At 42.8% G+C, this 21,084-nt stretch carries 19 protein-coding genes and 1 tRNA gene; 8 read left to right on the forward strand and 12 right to left on the reverse strand.

Annotation, left to right across the window (positions count from 1 at the left end; genetic code table 11):
- The 11 genes from RT143_RS08250 to RT143_RS08300 all read right to left on the reverse strand — a co-directional run.
- A partial coding sequence (locus RT143_RS08250) for an acyl-CoA dehydrogenase family protein (RefSeq protein WP_313092365.1) occupies positions 1-804 on the reverse strand: 804 nt, incomplete at its 3' end.
- Positions 805-820: 16 nt separating this feature from the next.
- Positions 821-1,753, reverse strand: a complete 933-nt coding sequence (locus tag RT143_RS08255) for a hydroxymethylglutaryl-CoA lyase (protein ID WP_313092367.1) — start codon at positions 1,751-1,753, stop codon at positions 821-823.
- Positions 1,750-3,831, reverse strand: a complete 2,082-nt coding sequence (locus RT143_RS08260; protein WP_313092369.1) for an acetyl/propionyl/methylcrotonyl-CoA carboxylase subunit alpha — start codon at positions 3,829-3,831, stop codon at positions 1,750-1,752. Before RT143_RS08260 ends, RT143_RS08255 begins: the two co-directional genes overlap by 4 nt.
- A gap of 110 nt (positions 3,832-3,941) precedes the next feature.
- Positions 3,942-4,736 (reverse strand): enoyl-CoA hydratase/isomerase family protein, encoded by a 795-nt coding sequence (locus RT143_RS08265; RefSeq protein ID WP_313092371.1) that lies wholly within the window; start codon positions 4,734-4,736, stop codon positions 3,942-3,944.
- A gap of 102 nt (positions 4,737-4,838) precedes the next feature.
- The gene (locus tag RT143_RS08270; protein WP_313092372.1) at positions 4,839-6,455 is read right to left on the reverse strand and encodes a carboxyl transferase domain-containing protein; all 1,617 of its coding nucleotides are present in this window, start codon (positions 6,453-6,455) and stop codon (positions 4,839-4,841) included.
- A gap of 88 nt (positions 6,456-6,543) precedes the next feature.
- Positions 6,544-8,244, reverse strand: a complete 1,701-nt coding sequence (locus RT143_RS08275; protein ID WP_313092396.1) for an AMP-binding protein — start codon at positions 8,242-8,244, stop codon at positions 6,544-6,546.
- Between the two features lie 468 nt (positions 8,245-8,712).
- Complete coding sequence (locus tag RT143_RS08280) at positions 8,713-9,105, reverse strand: hypothetical protein (RefSeq protein WP_313092373.1); 393 nt, start codon at positions 9,103-9,105, stop codon at positions 8,713-8,715.
- Positions 9,106-9,134: 29 nt separating this feature from the next.
- Positions 9,135-9,500 carry a SirB2 family protein gene (locus tag RT143_RS08285; protein ID WP_065253881.1) on the reverse strand — a complete coding sequence of 122 codons (366 nt, stop codon included), beginning with the start codon at positions 9,498-9,500 and terminating at the stop codon, positions 9,135-9,137.
- Positions 9,501-9,584: 84 nt separating this feature from the next.
- Complete coding sequence (locus tag RT143_RS08290; RefSeq protein ID WP_313092375.1) at positions 9,585-9,920, reverse strand: BolA family protein; 336 nt, start codon at positions 9,918-9,920, stop codon at positions 9,585-9,587.
- A gap of 203 nt (positions 9,921-10,123) precedes the next feature.
- Complete coding sequence (locus tag RT143_RS08295; RefSeq protein ID WP_060996159.1) at positions 10,124-10,579, reverse strand: DUF441 domain-containing protein; 456 nt, start codon at positions 10,577-10,579, stop codon at positions 10,124-10,126.
- Between the two features lie 255 nt (positions 10,580-10,834).
- Entirely contained in the window at positions 10,835-11,659 is an 825-nt protein-coding gene (locus RT143_RS08300) for a M48 family metallopeptidase (protein ID WP_409519705.1), read from the reverse strand.
- A gap of 358 nt (positions 11,660-12,017) precedes the next feature.
- On the opposite strand from RT143_RS08300, the gene RT143_RS08305 reads away from it, so the two are divergent.
- The 8 genes from RT143_RS08305 (at position 12,018) to RT143_RS08340 (ending at position 20,737) form a co-directional block, all read left to right on the forward strand.
- Positions 12,018-12,093 (forward strand) — tRNA-Gly (locus tag RT143_RS08305).
- Between the two features lie 348 nt (positions 12,094-12,441).
- Positions 12,442-13,221, forward strand: a complete 780-nt coding sequence (locus RT143_RS08310; protein ID WP_313092377.1) for a nucleotidyltransferase domain-containing protein — start codon at positions 12,442-12,444, stop codon at positions 13,219-13,221.
- Between the two features lie 20 nt (positions 13,222-13,241).
- On the forward strand, positions 13,242-14,309 hold the full coding sequence (locus RT143_RS08315; RefSeq protein WP_309596138.1) for a nucleotidyltransferase domain-containing protein: 1,068 nt from the start codon (positions 13,242-13,244) through the stop codon (positions 14,307-14,309).
- Positions 14,310-14,443: 134 nt separating this feature from the next.
- Positions 14,444-16,525, forward strand: coding sequence for a TerD family protein (locus tag RT143_RS08320; RefSeq protein WP_313092379.1), 2,082 nt, complete (start codon positions 14,444-14,446; stop codon positions 16,523-16,525).
- Between the two features lie 78 nt (positions 16,526-16,603).
- The gene (locus RT143_RS08325) at positions 16,604-17,677 is read left to right on the forward strand and encodes an HNH endonuclease family protein (RefSeq protein ID WP_313092380.1); all 1,074 of its coding nucleotides are present in this window, start codon (positions 16,604-16,606) and stop codon (positions 17,675-17,677) included.
- Complete coding sequence (locus RT143_RS08330; protein WP_313092382.1) at positions 17,677-18,285, forward strand: class I SAM-dependent methyltransferase; 609 nt, start codon at positions 17,677-17,679, stop codon at positions 18,283-18,285. Before RT143_RS08325 ends, RT143_RS08330 begins: the two co-directional genes overlap by 1 nt.
- Positions 18,282-19,361: a cysteine desulfurase family protein gene (locus RT143_RS08335; RefSeq protein ID WP_313092399.1), complete on the forward strand. Its 1,080-nt coding sequence runs from the start codon at positions 18,282-18,284 to the stop codon at positions 19,359-19,361. Before RT143_RS08330 ends, RT143_RS08335 begins: the two co-directional genes overlap by 4 nt.
- 404 nt (positions 19,362-19,765) lie before the next feature.
- Positions 19,766-20,737: a RepB family plasmid replication initiator protein gene (locus RT143_RS08340; RefSeq protein WP_313092383.1), complete on the forward strand. Its 972-nt coding sequence runs from the start codon at positions 19,766-19,768 to the stop codon at positions 20,735-20,737.
- A gap of 53 nt (positions 20,738-20,790) precedes the next feature.
- Here the strand turns inward: RT143_RS08340 and RT143_RS08345 are convergent, their stop codons facing one another.
- Positions 20,791-21,018 carry a helix-turn-helix domain-containing protein gene (locus RT143_RS08345; protein WP_313092385.1) on the reverse strand — a complete coding sequence of 76 codons (228 nt, stop codon included), beginning with the start codon at positions 21,016-21,018 and terminating at the stop codon, positions 20,791-20,793.
- Positions 21,019-21,084: the final 66 nt, after the last annotated feature.

The raw sequence follows: 21,084 nt of genomic DNA on the forward strand, positions 1-21,084 counted from the left end.
GTAGGGAATGACGTTGTCCATCACCGCTTGCATAAGCCCGATAGGACCTGCAGCGAGTACCGCACGCTCGTAGTCCAAGCCACTCATCAATACTTTGACGCCGTTATTTAGCCCGCCCAGAATGTTGTCGCTTGGGACTTCGACATTGTCAAACACCATCTCGCCTGTGTGACTGCCGCGCATACCGAGTTTGTCAAGTTTTTGCGCGGTATAAAAGCCTTTCATGCCTTTTTCTACCAAAAACGCGGTGATGCCTTTTGCCCCAAGCTCTGGGTTGGTTTTGGCATACACTACCATCACATCGGCATCCGGTCCATTGGTAATCCACATTTTTGAGCCGTTTAGTACATATACGCCACCTTTGTCTTCGGCACGTAGTTTCATGCTGGTCACGTCTGAGCCCGCACCGGGTTCACTCATGGCTAAGGCACCAATGAATTCACCGCTGATGAGCTTTGGCAAGTATTTTTGTTTTTGGGCGTCTGTACCGTTGCGTTTGATTTGGTTGATACATAGATTGGAATGCGCGCCATAGCTTAAAGCCACTGAGCCTGATGCGCGGCTAATTTCTTCCATGGCGACCATGTGCGCCACATAGCCCATGTCCACGCCGCCGTAGGTTTCGGGTACGGTGATGCCATGCAGCCCAAGCTCACCCATTTTTTGCCACAAGTCCATCGGGAATTGGTCGGTGCGGTCAAGCTCCGCAGCGCGTGGGGCGATTTCGGCATCGGCAAAGGCTTTGACGGTTTCGCGTAGGGCGTTGATGTCATCGCCAAGTTGGTAATCGAGTCCTAAGTTCATAGTCATTCCTTGTTTATTAACTGACTGTTAAAGATTTACGTTTATTTAAAATTGCTGTTGCGACCTTTGAACCATTTTGCCTGCCCAAAAACGCGCTAATTTTTTGTCCGACATCGACCAGTTTGTCGAGATCAATACCCGTTTCAATACCCATGCCATGTAGCAGATATACCACATCTTCGGTGGCAACATTGCCGGTTGCGCCTTTGGCATACGGACAGCCGCCAAGCCCTGCCACCGAGGTATCAAACTGCCATACACCCATTTGTAATGCCGCTAAGGTATTGCTAAGTGCTTGACCATAGGTGTCATGAAAATGCCCAGAGATATTGTCAATATCAATATAACGCAAGGCAGCATCCAACGCTTTTTGCACTTTTATAGGCGTGCCCAGGCCGATGGTGTCAGCAATACCAATATGTTCAGCGCCAATGGCAACGAGTTTTTCTGTCACATAGGCGACTTTATCGGGGTGAATCTCGCCTTCATACGGGCAGCCCACGGTGCAAGAGATGACACCGCGCACTTTGATGCCATGTGCTTTGGCGGCGTCAGCCACGGGGGCGAAACGCTCGATACTCTCAGCGATGCTACAGTTGATATTTTTTTGGCTAAAGGCTTCACTCGCTGAGCCAAAAATCACCACTTCATAATTGGCAAATTGGTCACGGTGGGCAAGGGCGGCATCAAAGCCTTTCATATTAGGCGTCAGCACCGAATATACCACGTCATCGCGTTTGCTAATGCCATCTAATACGGCATCATTGTCCGCCATTTGTGGTACCCACTTTGGCGACACAAAACTGGTGGCTTCAAGCTTGCGCACGCCTGCACCAATTAAGCCGTTAATCAACTCAATTTTGACGTCGCTTGGCACGGTCTGTTTTTCGTTTTGTAGTCCGTCTCTTGCGCCTACGTCAATGATTTTGACAAAGTTTGGATAGTTCATGATTGGCTGCCCGTATCAAGTTTTAATAGCTCATCGCCATCGGATACCAAATCCCCTGCTTTGAACAGCAACTCTGCCACTGTACCATCAGTAGGGGCATTGATAGTATGCTCAATTTTCATCGCTTCAATCACTGCCAAGGCTTGACCTTTTTTGACTTCATCGCCCACATTGACTCGAAACGCCACCACTTGACCTGGCATGGGCGATTTGAGGCTACCGCCATCTTGGGCTTCCTCGCCTACATGCGCCATGCTATCCACCAAAGTAATGGTATCGCTGGCATGATTTGAGAACACATACACTTGCTCATGTTGTCGCCATGCCTGCATCTGTTGGCGCTTGCCATCTAGCCACAGCGTGAAGGTATCATCGGCAGTGGGCAAATAACGAACATCGCCTTGATAGATGGGCGTGACAACGTCCGCGCCTTGTTTTTCGGTTTTGGCAATGGTGTTAATCGTTAGATGAAATGCTTGTTCCTCGGCTTGCTCGTTAATTTGGCTGATAACCGCCCGCAATGGCTTATCGTGATACACCAAATCAAACGGACGTTCATAGTGGCTATACGCGCGCCAGGCGTCAGTTTTGCTAAAGGGGTCGTGGTTTTGGGTTTGCGCTTCTTGGGCAAGCTCGTTGACAATCGCGGTGGCTATTAGCCAAGGTAGCTCACCACGCTGCTGCCCAAACAGTACGTCTTTTTCACGTTCAATCAATGCGGTATCAAGATTGGCATATTTGAACGAATCTGATTGCACCACGTGACGCAAAAACGCCACGTTGTTGGGCAGACCGACAATACGGGTTTCTGCCAAGGCTTGGTCTAGTTTGGCAAGCGCTTGCTCACGGGTTGGCGCATGGATGATGAGTTTGGCAATCATCGAGTCATAGTAAGGACTGATGACATCGCCTTCGCGTACCCCATCATCCACGCGCACATCTGACACCCTAAACTCGCTGTGAGTTGGCGTGCGGTAAACGTTTAGCGTACCTGTGGCGGGCAAGAAATTGTTGTCTGGGTTTTCAGCATTGATACGTGCTTCAATCGCATGACCGTTGATGGTCAATTCTGCTTGTTGTTTTGGTAACGGCTCACCGCTAGCAACACGCAGTTGCCACTCGACAAGGTCAGTACCGGTAATGGCTTCGGTGACGGGGTGTTCTACTTGCAGGCGGGTGTTCATTTCCATAAAGTAGAAATTCATGCCGCCAAATTTATCTTCGGGTGAACACTCACGTTGCTCCACGATAAATTCAACCGTACCCGCCCCTACATAATTGACCGCTTTTGCCGCCGCTATCGCTGCTGCGCCCATCGCCCCCCGCATTGCCACGCTGACATCGGGGGCAGGGGCTTCTTCGAGCACTTTTTGGTGGCGGCGCTGTACCGAGCAATCACGCTCAAATAAATACACATAGTTGCCGTGGCTGTCGCCAAAGACTTGAATTTCAATATGGCGGGGGCGCAGGGCGTATTTTTCAATCAATACGCTGTCATTGCCAAAGCTGCTAATGGCTTCACGTTGACATGAGCCTAAGGCGTCAATAAAGTCTTCAGTTTTTTCAACTAACCGCATCCCTTTGCCGCCCCCACCAGAGCTGGCTTTAATTAGCACAGGGTAGCCAATTTTATCGGCCTCGCTATGCAAAAATTCGGGGTCTTGGTTGGTGCCATGATACCCTGGAATGAGCGGTACATTGGCAGCTTCCATCAAGCGTTTGGATTCGGCTTTAAGCCCCATGGCAGTGATGGCAGACGCAGGGGGACCGATAAACACCAAACCCGCATCCACGCACGCTTGGGCAAATTCGTCGTTTTCACTCAAAAACCCATAGCCAGGGTGAATCGCTTGTGCGCCTGTTTGTTTGGCAGCCTCCAAAATGCGCTCCCAACGCAGGTAGCTGTCTTTGGGCGCAGAACCGCCTATATAAATGGCTTCATCACACACGGCTACGTGCTTGGCAAAGCGGTCAGCGTCGGAGTATACCGCAACGGTACGCACACCCAGTTTTTTGGCGGTGGCTGCCACGCGGCAAGCAATCTCACCCCGATTGGCTATTAAGATTTTTGAAAACATAATCGTCCCTTTTTATTTTTTCAAGACCGCATCACCGCGAATCTAACTTGGCATACTTATAAAATTTGGCTTATAAAATCCAGCTTTTTACCTCAGTTATTTTATCTGCGTCATTCAAGCCAGCTTTGTTTTCGTTTTTGCAAGAATGACTGTACGCCTTCTTTACCCTCGGCAGATGCGCGGATATCGGCAATGCCTGCAACAGTATCTTTGATTAACTGCTCATTAATCTCCGCAAATGCCACATCCTGCACCAGTTTTTTACACACCTTAACAGCATTTGGGCTGGCGTTAACCAAGTGTTTGACCAAGTTATCAAGGGTTTGTGTAAACTCTTCTTCATCCACCCGCTCATGGATAAAACCGATTTTTTTGGCTTCTTTGGCATCAAATACTTCAGCGGTTAAGAAGTACCGATGCGCGGCTCGTGCACCCATCGCACGAATCACATACGGGCTAATGGTCGCAGGAATCAAGCCAAGTTTGACCTCGCTTAAGCAAAAATTGGCATTTTTTACACTAATGGCGATATCACAAGCCGCAACCAGACCCATACCACCCGCATATACATCGCCTTGAATAGCGGCAACCGTGGGCTTTGGACAGTGGTAGATGGTGGCTAGCATTTGTGCAAGCTTGCCAGCGTCTGCCAAGTTTTCATCGTGGCTATAATCCGCCATCGCGCGCATCCAGTTCAGGTCTGCCCCGGCACAGAAGGCTTTGCCATTGGCAGTCAATACCACCGCACGCACTTCGTCTTGCTCAGCGCAAAATTGAAACACATCGGTCAGTTCTTGGATGACATCGTCATTAAAGGCATTGCGCTTGTCGGGGCGATTGAGGGTAATGGTCGCTACATGCTGGTCAATGTCTAACAGTAGGCTGTCATAAGTCGGTAATTTCATCGTGTTTTTCCTTTTTTTGTTGGATAAAGTTGAAGCATTTTTGATGCTTGCTCAATGGTGATAGAACAAACAACCAAGACTTCTGATTTTACACGCTGAAAATTACATTCTAAATACACCAAAGGTGGTGTCTTCAATCGGTGCGTTGTAAGCGGCACTTAAGCCGAGTGCCAATACTTGTCGGGTATCGGCTGGGTCAATCACCCCATCATCCCACAGTCTAGCCGAGGCATAATACGGATGACCTTGCTCATCAAATTGCTGACGCACTGGCGCTTTGAACGCTTCCTCGTCCTCGCTTGACCAGTGCTCACCTTTGGCATGGTATTGGCTGCGTTTGACCGTTGCTAATACCGACGCGGCTTGCTCGCCACCCATCACCGAGATACGCGCATTTGGCCACATCCACAAGAAACGTGGACTGTACGCACGACCACACATACCGTAGTTACCTGCACCGAATGAGCCGCCGACAATCACAGTAAACTTCGGCACTTTGGCATTGGCAACCGCCATCACCATTTTGGCACCATGACGGGCAATCCCTTCATTTTCGTATTTGCGCCCGACCATAAAGCCTGTGATATTTTGCAGAAACACGAGCGGAATTTTACGTTTGCAGCATAGCTCGATAAAATGGGTGGCTTTTTGCGCTGATTCGCTAAATAAAATACCGTTGTTAGCGATAATACCCACTGGCATACCTTCAATATGCGCAAAACCACACACTAGCGTCGTGCCAAAACGTGCTTTAAATTCATCAAACTCACTACCATCGACGATACGCGCGATGACTTCACGGATATCAAAGGGCTTACGGGTGTCAGTTGGGATGATACCGTACAATTCTTTGGCGTCGTATTTGGGCGGACGCGGGGTTTTTTGCGCGGTAGAGTGGTGTAGGGGCTTTTTTTGTTGGTTTAAATTGCCAATGATGTTGCGCGCCAGTGATAACGCATGTAAATCGTTTTGGGCAAGGTGGTCAACCACCCCTGACAGACGGGTATGCACATCGCCACCGCCTAAGTCTTCGGCGGTCACTTCTTCACCTGTGGCAGCTTTGACCAGCGGCGGTCCGCCCAAAAAAATCGTCCCTTGATCTTTGACAATAATCGACTCGTCACTCATGGCGGGTACATAGGCACCACCTGCGGTACAGCTACCCATGACGACGGCGATTTGGGGTATGCCTTCGGCGCTCATATTGGCTTGGTTAAAGAAGATACGACCAAAGTGGTCTTTATCTGGGAATACTTCATCTTGGTTGGGTAAGTTCGCGCCGCCAGAGTCCACCAAATAGATACATGGCAAGCGGTTTTCTCGCGCGATTTCTTGCGCCCGTAAATGTTTTTTGACCGTCATCGGGTAGTAAGTGCCGCCTTTGACGGTGGCATCGTTACATACAATCATACAGTCAATACCAGCAACACGACCAATGCCAGCAATCACGCCTGCGGCAGGGATATCGGCATCATACATGCCATACGCTGCCATCGGTGAGACTTCTAAAAATGGCGTACCGGCATCTAGCAAGCGCTCGACACGTTCACGCGGCAATAACTTACCCCGAGCCACATGTTTGGCGCGGGCAGACGCTGAACCGCCCTGAGCAATGACCGCAAGTTTGGCTTTGAGGTCATCAACGATAGTTTGCATGGCAGCGGCATTGGCTTGAAACTCCGCACCATTTGGGCTTAATTTACTTTGGATAACCGTCATTGTAAATCCTAATTCTGTCAAAGGGTGCAGCTAAATTGCTAGCAGATTCCCTCTGTATTTATGTTAAGTTTTTGCTGAAGTTGAAAATTTAGAGTCCCAATTCTTGTTTCATCGCTTCCACGATTTTGAATTTTTGAATTTTACCCGTGACGGTCATTGGGAACTCGTCGACAAACTTCATGTAAGTCGGCACTTTATAGTGTGCGATGTGATCTTTACAGAAATCACGGATGTCTTGTTCGGTTAAGTTGCTGTCTTTTTTGGGGATAATCCAAGCGGCGAGGACTTCACCAAATTTCTTGTCGGGTACGCCCACGATTTGGACGTCACGGATTTTTGGGTGGCGATATAAGTAGTTTTCGATTTCAACAGGGTAAATGTTTTCACCACCGCGAATCACCATATCTTTACTACGTCCGACGATTTTGACATAACCTTCTTCGTCCATGGTTGCCAAGTCACCGGTATACATCCAGCCATCGACAATGGCTTCTGCCGTTTTATTGGTGTCATTCCAATAGCCGAGCATGATTGAGTAACCTTTGGTACACAGCTCACCTGTCTCACCGATGCCAAGCGTTTCGCCTGTCTCTGGGTTGACGATTTTGACTTCTAGGTTTGGCTGTACCAGACCTACGGTTGAGACTTGTTTTTCAAGTGGCGTGTGCTGGTTGGTTTGACAAGATACCGGTGATGTTTCGGTCATGCCATAGGCAATGGTGACTTCTTTCATGTGCATTTGGTCAATCACGCGGCGCATGACCTCAATCGGACAGCTTGAGCCCGCCATGATGCCGGTACGCAAAGTCGATAAGTCATAATTGGCAAAGTCTGGGTGGTCAAGCTCGGCGATAAACATGGTCGGTACCCCATGCAGACCTGTACATTTTTCTTTTTGCACGGTTTCAAGTACGGTGATGGGGTCAAAGCCATCATTGGGATACACAATCGTGCCACCATGGGTCAAGATGGCAAGGTTGCCAAGTACCATTCCAAAACAGTGGTAGAGTGGCACAGGGATACACAGACGGTCATCGGCAGTGAGGCTCATGGCTTCACCGATGAAATAACCGTTGTTCAAAATGTTGCGGTGGGTAAGCGTCGCGCCTTTGGGCGTGCCTGTGGTACCACTGGTAAATTGGATATTGATGGGGTTATTGGGGTTAAGTTTTTTGGCACGTTCCGCCACTGCCGGATCATCGGCATCCCCTTCGGCAATCCATGCTGAGAATTTTTGCATATAGCTAAAATCCTCAGTGGACTCTGGGCTGTCAATCCAGATGACCCGTTTGAGATTGGGTAATTGCACCAGCTCTAAATTTTGGTAGCTTTGGTGCCGCGCTTCAGGGGCAAGCTCTTGAAGCATCACGGCGTAGTCGCTAGATCTGAAATGGCGCATCAATACCAGCACTTGGCAGTCGACTTTGTTGATGGCGTATTCAAGCTCAAAGATACGATACGCGGGGTTGATGTTCACCAGTATGATACCGGCTTTGGCAGTCGCCAATTGCATGATGACCCATTCAACGTTGTTGTGTGACCAAATACCCACGCGGTCGCCTTTTTGCAGACCCATACGAATCATGCTGCTGGCTAGCTGATTGACTTTACGCTGTAGCTCGCGGTAGGTGAGACGAATGTTTTGGTGAGCAGAAACTAAAGCTTCTTTATCAGGATTTTGTTCCACCATCTGATCAAAAAAATCACCAATGGTCAGTTCTATCAGTGGTGTGACAGGGCCTTTATCATAGCTTTGGGTGAGTGGGGCGTTGGCAGATTTCGCACCCATTACGATGCGTGGCAGGGTTAGCACGTCTTTGGTCATGGTAGCATCCTTACTATCGTGTTTTTTAGCGTGTCTTTCTATCAATTTTTTGGGGGTGTTTACTAAAGGTATTGACGAAAGCTAGTGAAAACTTCGTGCTTACCTGAGTAAAAATTTTTACCCACTGATTAATACCCAAGTATTCCTTGACTTAAAGTATTGTTATAAAAATTATTTTAATTCATTTTTTTAAAATTTTTACCGTGTTTAACCATCAATATGTGACATATTAATCAATAAATTATGGACTTGTCAATCTAAAACGAGACAGTCTTTATCGAAATAAGAATTATCTTTAGGCTAAAAAAATATTCAGTAAGTATTTAATGACACTGACTAGCCCTAACTCAGCCGATGATTTGGCTGACCATAAAAAAACCCATCTCAATATGAAAGATGGGTTCTACACTTAACAGGGTAAAATGGGATAAATTATTTTTCGCTATAGAGTTTGATGCCGGTAGCAAAGGGGCATTGTTTTAAACGAGCGGCTTGTACCATCGCATCTCGTTGTCCCATAGCAATCGATAGATTATGACGGTTGCCGCCATTGATTGAGCCTAAGCCGACACTCACGGTAGGATAAATACCATGGCGATTGCCCGATACGCCAATCCCAATGCCTGAAGCTTGCAAGCCTGTGCGCTGATTGGCATTGGCATCAATGTATTGATTGACGCGCGTGTATTCATTGGCAAGCGCAACACAGTCATAGCTTTGGTAATTGTTGGCGGATACGTATTCAGGGGTAGGCGTGGTCATACACCCTGTCAAACCTGCCGTGGCAACCGCTAAAAGTATTGAGATAGCTAATTTTTTCATCATCCTACTCCCTTATGTTCACTGCTTCAGCCTTAAAATAGGTTGAGCGGTTTAACAAACGCTAGCGTCAAAATACCCATATAGGCAATAAAAGCAATTAACATACCTATTTTGGCTTGATTGGGCGTAGTCGTCTGCCGCGTGGCTTTGACAGTCGCCGAAATGGCAACAATGAGTAACACCATCTTGGCAATCAACCAATGCGGTACTATACCTGCGCCAAACAATGGCATAGCCGTCACCGCGCCTGTTAAAATTACCAAGGCATACATCACGTGGGCGCCGATTTTGGCAGATTTTGGCAAGCCTTGCCCTTTTGGTGCGGTAAATACCAACACGGCTTGCCACAAGAATAAGGCAATTAAAATCAATGCCATCAGCATATGTGCGTGTTTCATACATCAACCTTTTTTATAATAATATAGCGTAAATTAACTCAATGGGGCTGGGGTTTTAGCTTATTTCACACTCTTTTTATCATGTTACCCTGCGTTTTGTCCTGCGCAATTGGGACTTTCGGGAGATTGCCCAACCGCTTGCCATTCTGCTTGTGTATAAGCATGAATTGAAAACGCGTGAATTTGCCCACCGCCTTGTGACAGTAACGTATGAATGAGTCCATACACCAACTGATGACGCTGTACCAAGCGTTTGCCGGCAAATGCCTCACTGACAATGGTCAGTTTAAAATGGGTTTCTTTGCCTTCAAAATAGCCAGCATGGCGCATCGACTCGTTTTCTAGCTGATAGACACTGGGCTGTAACGGCTGCAAACGCGCCGTCACGGCATCGGCAATCGGGGTAGCAAGTTGACTCATGTCGTCCTCGGTTCATTGAATTTATTCATCAAAAATGGGGAGCCAATGACAAACATAACTGGTCACCACTTACCGCATTTTAGCCATTTTAGCATAGTTTTAAGGTAGCCTAATCTATCAAATTCGCTCGACTGGCAAAAATAATCTTGTGTCAATACCGCTCAAATTTTCTCTATGTTTGATGACTCACTAGCTTCTATGATTCACTTCGACCAATATAGCAAGGATAAAATCCCGGCGGCAATTAACGGACCCACCGCCACGCCACGAAACAATACCACCCCTGCTACTGTGCCAATCATCAGCCCCGTGACCACGTTGGGGTCAACTTTCATTAAATTTACCCCTCTTGCGCCCAGCCAAGTCACCAGCAATCCCACGGCGATGGCCAATAATGAGCGCCAACTGGCAAAAGAGGTCATCAAGGCTTTGCTACTGACTTGCTCGGAGGCGATGGGCGCAATGACGGCAATGGTGAGCAGCAAAATACCTAAGTTGAGTCCATATTGCTGAATATAAGAAAAGATAGGTTGGTTGTGGGGTAAAAATTTGATGATAATCAGCGCAGTCGCACTGACCCAAATCGTGGGATTGTGCACAAAAATACCGCAGCCCAAAATGACGAACAAGACTAGCAAATTAATATCAAGCTGATTCATGAATTTACCCTATAACTGTGACCAAACGCTTATTATGCCACTGACGATGCCGCTGTGCTGTTGAGATATTTAAAAAACTTCAATCAATCGGTTTTTTGACAACTTGTTAGGCTGGCTAGCCTGTTGGGTAAATTGATGGGCGGTGGATAAGTAGATAAGCAACTTTTTAATCCACCCCATATTTGTCTCATCAAATTTGCTCACTAAAAAAGCCAATATCAACTGAATATTGGCTTATAAAATACGAGGTTAAAATTAACGGTAACGGCTTTGTTGGTACAACGGCATCACACGTGGCAATAATGATTGAATGGTAGCAATACGTGTTGAGCTCACTGGGTGGGTACTTAAAAATTGAGGTGGCTCGCCGCGACCGCCGGCACTCTGCATTTTACGCCATAGGCTAACTGCAGCATTAGGGTCGTAACCTGCCCGTGCCATCAACTCTAGCCCCATCAAATCAGCTTCCGTTTCTTGGGTACGGCTATTCGGACGAGAAATACCCAAATCCCCAGCTAAGCCTGCTAACTGTGCCTGACCTTGAGATAAACCTAGGACGCTCGCGGCAATTCCAATCCCTGTTTGCGTTGCTACCTGACGCGATAGACGCTCACGGGTATGCTCACGCAATGCATGCGCCATCTCGTGACCCATGATGGCAGCAATCTCAGCATCGGTTAGACTCAAGCGATCGATAATACCGGAGTAAAAGACAATTTTACCGCCGGGTAATACGTGCGCATTGAGCTCATTACTTTTAATGACATGCACTTCCCACGGCCATTGTCTTGCATCGCTGCGATAGGCACCTGTCTGTGCAATCAAACGCTGAGAAATTTTCTGTAAACGCGCCAACTGGGCAGGATTAGTATCAAGCAGACCTTTGGCACGGGCAGCGGCAATTTCTTGTTGAAAAGCTTGCTTGGAAAGTTGTTGCACTTGTTGGTCGGATACTACCAACAACTGATTACGGTCAACGCCAATCGCCCCCGTATCAGTGGTGGTCGAGCAACCTGTGGCACCTACCGCAATGACCGATGCCGCCAAACTTGACATCATGAGTTTTTTTGAAATTTTCATCTTATCGTTATCTCCAAATACAGCAAAAAAAACCAAGAAAAATAGGAAGTTTAGACGCATTATAGCGAAGTCGTTAAAAAACAATCTGCTGAGATTTGCAGTAATTGCGTAACGATAGATACATAGTGTGTTTCAGAGTGTGATGAAACAGGCTAATAATTATGGTTAGGAAGGGAAAAGGTCATACGAAAATAGGCAGCTAAAAAAGCTACTTTGCATTAAAAAAATAGTTAAAATTAAAAAAACGCATTTTTTTGAATTTTTTTTGCAAAAACGCTTGACGCCGTATCAAAAATCCTTATAATACGCATCCACAACGACGCAACAAACATTCAAAATTGCTAGTTGACCACCTAATGCGGGAATAGCTCAGTTGGTAGAGCACGACCTTGCCAAGGTCGGGGTCGCGAGTTCGAATCTCGTTTCCCGCTCCAAATTCAAGAAAGCCTAACTTAACAGTTAGGCTTTTTTATTGCCTATGAATCCGCCTGTATCAAGGCTTTCAAGCTTTGTTCCCCTTTTTTTACTAAAAATGCATTGTTAATTTAACTAATCAATTTTTTGCAAAATTTTAGACCGTGACCAAAACGTGACCATTTTGTGACCACGCTTTTTTTACAAATTTTTAAACTGACCCCGACCGTGAAATAGGGAATTTAGATGAATTTAATAATATTTTAAGACAATCTAAGTTCTTGATTTGTTTGATAGGAGACAAAATTTGTTTAACTCTCTATGTTTTGCCATAATGCAAAGATTAACAATTTATCTCAAAATGCATAATGACAAATAATCTATCCAATCATATTCCAATTATCTCAATCATCTATCAAGTCTGCCAAGACAAAGGTGTCAAGCCACTTCATGCCATTGAAAGTGGTAGCAGGGCATGGGGCTTTGCGTCTCCTGACAGCGATTATGACGTGCGTTTGATTTATCGGCATGAGCCAGACTGGTATTTACGGCTGTATGCGGGCAAAGATACCTTTGAATTTATCCAAAATGATTTGTTTGATGTGCCATTTGATATTGGTGGCTGGGACATTCGTAAAGCCTTGCAATTATTGCATAAATCCAATGCCGTGATTTTCGAGTGGCTCAATTCGCCGATTGTGTATCATTCGGATAATCAGTTTTTGCAAGCTATTCAAGCGGTACAAAACGAGTTTTTTGATGTGAAAGCAATTTTTTATCATTATCAAGGTATGGCAAAAAATGCCAGTGGCGAGCTTGAGCTGGATAAACCGATTAAACTAAAAAAATGGTTTTATTTGTTGCGGGCGTTATTAGCCAGTATTTGGACACTTGAGCAAGCTTATCCGCCGCCTGTGGACTTCAATCTAATGTTGCCACTATTGAATAAGAGCTATAAGCAGGAAATTTTGGCATTAGTTGTGATTAAGCAGAGCCAAGATGAAAATTATCGGCATCAGTTATCGAAGTCATTGCAAGAGTTAACGGTAAAGCTTTGGCAACGCTGTGAAAGCCCTAAATTTCCTGATAAAAAACAGGGTGATATTGCGTTACTTGATACTATCTTTAAAACAACTGTTTTCCATTAAGCTATTTTCTTGAGCAAGCTATGTCTTTCACTATTGCTGATTTAAAAGCCCAAAATCTTATCCTATTTGAATGTATCTCTGGTTCTCGTGCCTACGGGCTAGACACCCCCACATCGGACACCGATATCAAAGGTGTGTTTTATTTGCCCAAAGAACGATTTTATAGCCTGCAAAGCGACTATATACCGCAAGTCAGCAATGAAACCAATGATATCGTGTATTACGAACTTGGACGATTTGTCGAATTGCTCTTGCAAAACAACCCCAATATGATGGAACTGCTCGCTACGCCTGCCGATAAAGTGCTTTATCGCCATCCTATCATGGACAGCCTAAAACCCGACTGGTTTATTAGCAAACTTTGCGAAAAAACCTTTGCGGGCTTTGCCAACAGCCAAATCAAGAAAGCCCGTGGCTTAAACAAAAAAATCGTCAATCCGATGGAAAAAGAGAAAAAGAGTCTGCTTGATTTTTGCGTAGTATTTAGCGATGGCAAAAGTATTAACTTACAGCAATGGCTTGAGAAAAATAACTTAAACCAACGCCAAATTGGTCTAGCCGTCATGCCTCATGCAACGCAGATGTATGCCATGTATGTTGATGATGGCAATCAAGATTTTCATGGCATTATGCAAAAAGATAACGCCACTCAAGTGAGTTCATCGAGTATCCCTAAAGGCATGACCCCTGTGGGCTATCTATCGTGCAATCTGATGGGCTACAGCAAATACTGCAAAGACTACAGCGAATATTGGGAGTGGGTCGAAAATCGTAATGAAGAACGCTACCAAACGACTATTTCACATGGCAAGCAATACGATGCCAAAAACATGATGCACACCATTCGCTTGCTACAAACCGCCCTTGATATCGCCAACACTGGAAAAGTCATTGTTAAACGTGAAAACCGTGATGAACTCTTGGCGATTAAATCGGGACAAAGCGATTATGAAACCTTGGTAAAAATGGCGGATAATTTGACTAATGAGATTAGCCGAGCGTTTAGAGATAGCAATTTAACTGGTGAGCCGAATCGTAAGGAAGTTTTGGAACAGCTGGTAAAAATTAGACAGTATATTTATAGCTAAAATCTTGAATATATTTGTCAGCTTGCCTTGAATGTATTGGCTAAATTATATAAATTTGTTCATATCTACTAACTTATGTGCTTTAAATAGAGTATAAGTATCATTATTAGCATGTTTTTTTTTGGAGAAATTCTGTGGATGGACTAGCTGGGCAAACATTAATATTGAATGACGACGACCCAGAATACAAAATTGAGCTATCTGCATCATCACTGGCTGATTTTGATGTGGCTTTGTTTGGACTGGACAAAGATTTGAAGCTGAGCAATGAGGATTATATGATTTTTTATAATCAGCCGCTTAGTCCTTGTCACAGTTTAGAGCTAGTCGATCATACAAAAAACTTCGCCAGCTTTCGAGCTAACTTGCATACGTTAAATTCCCAAATCCAACATCTGTTTTTAACTTTGACGACTGATAGTCATCAACCCATCTCTAAAATCTCCAATTTACATATACAGCTGTACAATAAACAACATCTCATCAATAAATTTGAAATCAATACCAACCCATTTCAGCAACAGCAATCTATTTTGTTATTTCGGCTTGATAAAGTTGATGGTACTTGGATCTTGAAACCCACAAACCAAGGATTTGATGGGGATTTAGCCGATTTAGTGAAATTTTTTGGCGGGGTAATTGAAGAAGAGAATGATTTGACAAGTGGCAACGAGAGGATATCGCAAAACGAAAATCACAATTACGATGACAGTCACAATGCACTAGCTATTGAAGCGTCGCTATCTACTATAGAAGATAGGCAATCAAATGAAAGTGGTGGCGAGCTACTTTCAAGGGAAGAACCAGTCATGGCCAATCATACAGATACATCATTAGTAAATGATATCAACTTATTACAAGATAAAGCAAAAGATTTTATTAACTATATTAATAGCTTACACAATCTAAATGCGTCAGGTGTTAATGCCTTGGCTGAGTCCCAATCCAACTCCCCTTATTTTGACCAGATTTATACGCCTTTTCCTGTGGTCGATACCATCAGAAAATTGATTGAAGGTCATAATAATAACATTGTCGTTTTAACAGGTCATGCAGGCGATGGTAAATCAACGATTGCGTTTGATATCTTAAAAACCTTACAAAAATTAGATACCAGTTATCAGGCTAAAACTTTTAAAGAGTATGAATATGTAGATAAACATAATCTGCACGTGTTAAAAGATATGAGTGAACTGAGTTCCGACACCCGCTCACATTATCTTTCGCAAGCGTTTGGTAGCAAGGGAAATTGGATCATTGTTAGTAATACCGGACCCTTGCTGACTTCAATAACAGAGGCTTTAGAACATACTAACCTACAAGGTAAAGACAATTTATCAAAAATTTTAGAAATTCTCAGTCAAGACTTAGATATACTAGATGATGCAGCAGAGCTTGAACGGTTAAAACTCGATGTTGATGGTAAAAATCTATACATCATCAATATTGCCAAGCTCGATAACATTGAAATAGCCCTGCAAATTTTTCAGAAAATCATTGAAAATAAAGCATGGGATTTAATCACTCAGAATTATCCAACGCACCCCATCACGTTAAATCGTCAGACAATCTATAATCATTTCGATGAAGTAATAGATAGCATTCGTCTAACCTACCTGTATCTTATCAATTACGAACGCCGTTTAACACTAAGACAAATGCTGGCACATTTAGCGTCATCTATCACGATGGGCTATACATTAACTGACGACATTGAACATACTATTTTGTTTAGTGATGCGTTCTTTGGACGGGTAGAGGCGGATATTTGGCATAAAGCCAAAAATTTAAAATTAATTGAGCTTCTCTCACGTCTAAATCTTGGCGGATATACCAGTTTGGAAGTAGAAAATATCATCACCAGCCATGATGCTTTTAGCGACATTGATGAACCATTAAAATCCATTATACAAGGCTATATTCAAAGGGATAACGATAGCTATTCATCGAAAATCAAATCTTCGCTACGACGTATCCTATTCATGTATGGCTTAAATGACAAATCGAAAGATGCTAAGGCTCACTTTTTGGGCTCACCGAGCATTCACAAATTTAGTAACTGGCGATTAGACCAAGAAAGTTTTGCAGACGATGCAAGAAGCATTAAAAAGGCTTGTTTAACTGCCTTAAACCTATTCTATAGTAGTAGTCAAGATGCTAAAAATCTCAATATCACCTTAAAACGTTCTGACTCACCGTTTTTGAAAATTGCCTAGTTGATTATTTTAAAATTTTAAAACATAGATTTTATTAAAATTTAACTTAAAAAACTATTAAATGGAATTTAGCTAATTATGAACTTTGTCGATGTTGAACCCACGCTAGAAAACTATTGGCGTGCCATTATCTTATTTGGTAGAAATACCGCTTCATACAAATTTGCCCTTGCCAAAAGCTTAATCGATGTCAGTTTGGATAGAAAAAGCGACTTAATTACCCTTGATGATTTGGCGTTGCCGTATGCGTTGCACCTTGCCGAACACCTTAAACATAGTCCTAAACAATCTACTTTTAAAACCAGTCAATTTATCCAAGCTTGCCAAGAATATAACGAAGGCAAAATTGACGAAGATAAATTAATTCAAATCACCAAGAAAGAAGGCTTCAAATATGTTTTAGACGCTTTTCATGTTGTAAATACCAAAGCCATTCAAGAACGATTTTATGACGTTGTTAATAAGGAATTCTTTATTGATGAACGCAAATTTAACAAAGGGATTCGCTTAACCGATAATCTTTTTAAACTATTTTATCTGTATGACAACTCCGCAAAAGATTTAAACCAAGAAACTGAATCTCGTTGGAATTTGGTTGAAAAGGCATGGGAATTAAACCTTAATAAAAACTTGATTGCCGTTGAATTTGACCAAGAAACCAAACAGCTTTTTACCCATGATACCAAGCACCGCAGAACCAATATTACCACGTCTCGTGGGGCGTTAAATGGCTACCAAAAAAGTCGGTGTTTTTACTGTTTTAAAGAAATCAGTATTTCATCAGATGATGATTTACTCGCTGATGTTGACCACTTTTTCCCGCATATTTTAAAACCTGACGTGTCAACCGCTGGATGTTGTCGTCCTGTTAATGTCGATGGGGTTTGGAATTTGGTTTTATCCTGTTCTGAATGCAATCGTGGCGAGAGTGGCAAGTTTGCCCAAGTACCGACGATTGAGTTGCTAGAGCGTTTGCACACTCGCAATGAATATCTGATAGGTAGTCATCACCCTTTGCGAGAAACGCTGATTATGCAAACAGGTAACAATGAGCGTGACCGTAAATACTTTTTGGACAAATCCTATCGTTTTTCAAAAGAACGGCTCATTCATAATTGGCAACCTAAGCCACAAGGGCTGAGTGTTTTTTAATGGGTACTTTGGATTATTATCAGAGGAATGCTAAAGACTTTTTTAGCCAAACCATCAATGTCGATATGCAGAATGTGTATCAGCCGTTTTTAGAATATTTGCCAAAACCTCATTTGTCCAATCAGCAAAAGATTTTGGACGTTGGCTGTGGATCTGGGCGGGATAGTGTATTTTTTGCGAATCAAGGTTTTGAAGTTGTCGCCATTGATGGCTCGCAAAATGTAATTGATTTAGCCAAGCAAACTGATACGCGTATTGACTGGCAATGCCTGAGATTTCATGAGATATCCAAACAAAGCTGGCAAAATCAATTTACCGGTATTTGGGCGTGTGCGTCTTTACTTCATGTACCTTTTGATGACTTGTCAAAGATTCTCAATGATTTACTCAGTTGCTTACGACCCACTGGCATTCTCTATGCTTCCTTTAAATATGGCAATAGAGAGAGAAAAAAGGAAGGGCGTTTTTTTTGTGATATCAATGAAGAAAGATGGCAATTTATAACGCAACAGCTTAACAAGGTTATTTTAATTCAAAATTGGAACAGCCAAGATAATCGAGCCGACAGAAGGGAAACTTGGTTTAATTGCCTTTTAAGTAAAACATAGCTAGAAACCCTCATTCAAATCATATATTTGGTCATGAGAAGCAGAATGTCATTGACGAATGCATTGAAAAATTAAGTGAAATTTATAATTGTTTAGATGAAGATATTCTTTTTACTTCAAGTGCAACTGAAGCAAATAATCTAGCGATTTTTTCTGGTATTAAACTGGCAAGACACGAAAATCCGCTGGCAGATACAGTTTTAACCAGTTTTTTGGAGCATAAATCCGTCTTAGCTCCATTAAAGGTTGTTACACAGCAATTGGGTCTCAATTTAGTCTTTTTAAAGCTGACTCAAGAGGGGCGAATTGACTTGGAAGATCTCAATAAAAAAATTGAAGAATATAACGTACTTTGGATATCCGCTTGTATGACAAACGGCGAGATTGGCACAAATCAACCAATACAGCAACTTGCTCAGATTTGTTCCGAGAATGGTGTTGTCATTCATGTTGATGCGTCACAAGCAGGATACTGTGATATTGACTTCGATGAGTTGAGTATTGATTATCTAACGATTTCAGGACATAAAATATATGGTCCTACTGGTATTGGATTACTTATCTCAAAGCATTTACAGGATAATGAATTCGAGCCAATGATTTATGGTGGAGGACAACAAAATGGACTTCGTTCTGGCACATTACCGACACCATTGATTGTCGGATTGACGAAAGCTGTAGAAATTCTTCAAGAAGTTAAAGAGAGTGAAACACAGCAACTTGCTGAGTTAAGAAGTTATTTATTACGTCAGTTGCAAGCTAAGTTCGAGGTTAAAGTCCAAGGTAGTTTAATTAATCGTCACCCCGGTAATCTGCATGTGTCAATACAAGGGATAGATTCACTACAATTACTCAATAACTTGCAACCTCATGTCGCATTTTCTTTAGGTTCTGCTTGTAATGGTTTAAATCGTGATTATCCTTCACTGATGAAGGAAATTGGCGTCGATAAAGACGAGTTTGAAAGTTCATTTCGTATCACCGTAGGACGAATGACAACGAAAGAAGAAATTGATTTTGCTGTTCAGAAAATTACTGATTTCGTAGAATTCCAGAAAAAGAATGCGTCTGTTTAATAAATATCTGGACCATATATTATTAAAGTTATTGAAGTTATAAATATATCGGCACGCTGAAAGTCGCTATATTAGCGGTTCTTAGACTTAATAAGTGTACAATTTGTTTGTTTGCGATGTACAGTTTATTGGTTTTTAATGTACAAATGATTGGCTAAAGATGTACGTTTTATTGGTTTGTGATGTACGCTTTATTGGTCGATTTTTAAAAAATAATTATTCATCGAATCTTAAAGGTAAAGGATTTTTGTTATTACTTCGTAACTGCTATCTGTTGGTGTAATTTAAGGTATTTTGGCACTTTGCCTCCCAAAAATGGCACTTTTATAATGGATTTCGTAAAATTCATTATGAGTATGACCATGTCTGGGCAAAATTCTTTTTATTTAAAATCTGATTCTATCATGATAACTAAATCAAACACACTAGTGGAAGCTTGCTATGACTTATCTGTAGCCGAACATGATTTGATGACGCTTGCTATCAATAAAATGCACAAACAGCCCACAGGCACCAATAAGGTGACAATTAGTGCCAAAGAATTTGCTACTGCTAATAAGGTGACGGATAACTATGCCTACAAAACCCTAAAAGATACAGCCAAAACTCTAGCAGAAAGAAAACTTAAATTCCCCCTCTATGTTGATAATAACATTCAAGGTGATGATAAATCTCAGAAACTCTGTGTTCTAAAGCCTAACCACAAAAATTTCACCCTTCTAAAGGCAGAATACCACTGGCTTCAAGGTATTTCTTACCAAGACCAGGAAGGTTATATTTTACTGCATTTTTCTGACCCACTCGCCTTTTTGATTGAACACACCAATCAAGCCTATACCAAATATGACTATATCAAAACGGTTAATTTTAAAGGCTTTAGTAGTAAAAGAATGTATGAGTTAATCAATAAGTGGAAGGACTTGGGTAAGACGCCAGAAATGACCGTGTTTGAATGGAAAGAATATTTTGGTGTAGCGGATAGCTATCCTAAAGTCGCTGAATTTAAACGCCGTGTGCTTGACCCTGCCATTAAGCAAATCAATGAACAGGGCGAATTCAAGCTGACGCTCACATCCAAAAAAGAAGGGCGGGGTATTAGCCATTTCATGATTAAGATTAAGGTTTTAAAAAAATCCGTTGCCTTACTTCGAGATAATACCGTTTCTCAATCCCAACCGCCTATTCGTCTTCTAACCTCTGCCCAAGCCGATATGTTCGCCAAAAAGCTAGCCAACGATTCTGCATTCGGCAGTAAATTTGCTCGTGTGGGTGAAACCAGTCAGGAATTCATTATCAGAATTTCTCACGAGCTTCAACGTGATATAGGCAAAATAACTGACTATATGCCATTTTTGAACAATCACGGTTATAAATAAATCGATTTTTCAAAAATCATCATCAAACACTTTAATTTCTTAAAGACCGCTATCTATTTTCCTTCATTATGCTCATCATCATCTGGCACATACACAAATAAATCGCCTACCTGCACGTCCAAGAATTTGCATAGTTCATTTACCGTATTAAAGTCGATTCGGCTTGAGTCTTCATTATAAAGTTTGTGCAGGGTTGATTTACTCATACCTGTCGCCCTTACTACGTCTGCTACTCTGAGCTTTCTTTCTGCCAAAATAACTGGAAATTTACTTAAAATCATAAAAAATTACCTTTTTTCGGGTAAAAATGCTTTACTTAAGGGTAAAAATATTCTATAGTACGTCTA

It is taken from the genome of Moraxella sp. CTOTU48268, from assembly GCF_032069585.1.
Classification (GTDB): Bacteria; Pseudomonadota; Gammaproteobacteria; order Pseudomonadales; family Moraxellaceae; genus Faucicola; species Faucicola cinerea.

Coding starts and splice junctions, on each gene's coding strand:
- RT143_RS08255 (WP_313092367.1), bottom strand. CDS start 1,753: ATGAACTATCCAAACTTTGTCAAAATCATTGACGTAGGCGCAAGAGAC.
- RT143_RS08260 (WP_313092369.1), bottom strand. CDS start 3,831: ATGTTTTCAAAAATCTTAATAGCCAATCGGGGTGAGATTGCTTGCCGC.
- RT143_RS08265 (WP_313092371.1), bottom strand. CDS start 4,736: ATGAAATTACCGACTTATGACAGCCTACTGTTAGACATTGACCAGCAT.
- RT143_RS08270 (WP_313092372.1), bottom strand. CDS start 6,455: ATGACGGTTATCCAAAGTAAATTAAGCCCAAATGGTGCGGAGTTTCAA.
- RT143_RS08275 (WP_313092396.1), bottom strand. CDS start 8,244: ATGGGTGCGAAATCTGCCAACGCCCCACTCACCCAAAGCTATGATAAA.
- RT143_RS08280 (WP_313092373.1), bottom strand. CDS start 9,105: ATGATGAAAAAATTAGCTATCTCAATACTTTTAGCGGTTGCCACGGCA.
- RT143_RS08285 (WP_065253881.1), bottom strand. CDS start 9,500: ATGAAACACGCACATATGCTGATGGCATTGATTTTAATTGCCTTATTC.
- RT143_RS08290 (WP_313092375.1), bottom strand. CDS start 9,920: ATGAGTCAACTTGCTACCCCGATTGCCGATGCCGTGACGGCGCGTTTG.
- RT143_RS08295 (WP_060996159.1), bottom strand. CDS start 10,579: ATGAATCAGCTTGATATTAATTTGCTAGTCTTGTTCGTCATTTTGGGC.
- RT143_RS08300 (WP_409519705.1), bottom strand. CDS start 11,659: ATGAAAATTTCAAAAAAACTCATGATGTCAAGTTTGGCGGCATCGGTC.
- RT143_RS08310 (WP_313092377.1), top strand. CDS start 12,442: ATGACAAATAATCTATCCAATCATATTCCAATTATCTCAATCATCTAT.
- RT143_RS08315 (WP_309596138.1), top strand. CDS start 13,242: ATGTCTTTCACTATTGCTGATTTAAAAGCCCAAAATCTTATCCTATTT.
- RT143_RS08325 (WP_313092380.1), top strand. CDS start 16,604: ATGAACTTTGTCGATGTTGAACCCACGCTAGAAAACTATTGGCGTGCC.
- RT143_RS08330 (WP_313092382.1), top strand. CDS start 17,677: ATGGGTACTTTGGATTATTATCAGAGGAATGCTAAAGACTTTTTTAGC.
- RT143_RS08340 (WP_313092383.1), top strand. CDS start 19,766: ATGATAACTAAATCAAACACACTAGTGGAAGCTTGCTATGACTTATCT.
- RT143_RS08345 (WP_313092385.1), bottom strand. CDS start 21,018: ATGATTTTAAGTAAATTTCCAGTTATTTTGGCAGAAAGAAAGCTCAGA.